The sequence below is a fragment of the Vibrio sp. 10N.222.55.C6 genome (genome assembly GCF_041473395.1).
GTDB classification, from domain to species: domain Bacteria; phylum Pseudomonadota; class Gammaproteobacteria; order Enterobacterales; family Vibrionaceae; genus Vibrio; species Vibrio crassostreae_C.
This window is the reverse complement of the sequence record NZ_JBFRSD010000514.1, coordinates 1-786: the sequence shown is the minus strand read 5'-3', so window position 1 is coordinate 786 and position 786 is coordinate 1. Positions and strand designations below refer to the sequence as shown.

Annotated in this window: 2 protein-coding genes; both read right to left on the bottom strand. The window is 37.7% G+C overall.

What is annotated here, in order from left to right; translation table 11 throughout:
* Positions 1-462, bottom strand: a 462-nt coding sequence (locus tag AB4486_RS24855) for a hypothetical protein (protein WP_372119363.1), incomplete at its 3' end; no start/stop codon positions are given.
* 11 nt (positions 463-473) lie between these two features.
* On the bottom strand, positions 474-786 hold a 313-nt coding region (locus tag AB4486_RS24850; protein ID WP_372119361.1), incomplete at its 5' end, for a hypothetical protein.

Here is a 786-nt window from a genome sequence, read left to right as displayed (position 1 = left end):
GAATAAAAGCGGCATCGGCACTTGCTCTTTCTCTAATTTGTTAATTGTACGCTTAACATTCCAAACCCAAGATTTTAAAATAAGTATGTCATCATCACTGAATTGTGCATATTTTTTCAGTTTCACAAACTCATCTGAGAGTGTAGCGTCGTATTTCAGGCGATCTCGAAGCTGCTCAATCGTCGCATCGTACATATTCATGTCATACTGAGTTAACGCAGCTTTAACATAACGAGGCTTGTGAAATGATACATCAACTTTTTTACGCTGCATCCAGAGCTGAAAGTCAGTGTTAAGCTCGCTTGGCGTCAGTGACATTTTATCTTTAGTAAAGCGACAGAAGCCCCACTTGATTTCAGATTGCTCGAAATATTTCTCTACGAGCTGAAGACTATCAGTGCATTCTGCAATACTTTGTTGCTCTGCTTGTTCAATAAAATCATCTAATTTAACAATATTCATGCAGCATCACCTTAATAGCCTGAAGCAATAAGCGGATTTTTGTCAATCTCACGTGTAAGAAGATACTTCTCCGTGTATGCAAACACTTTACGAATATCACCGCTCGAAGCACTAATAATCATGCGAATAATTTGCATGAATTTGCTATTTAGCTGCTCATCTTCGATTTCTTTATCAACAACCTCTTCTATTTTAGCTATTACTAATTCTTCGTTATCTGCCTGATTAAAATCTATGCCGTTTACTCGCGACAGTAAGTTAGCAGGAATTTTATCAATAGCGTTTGCTGTCATAATGACGACGCAGTCAGTATGTGTTGAAAAC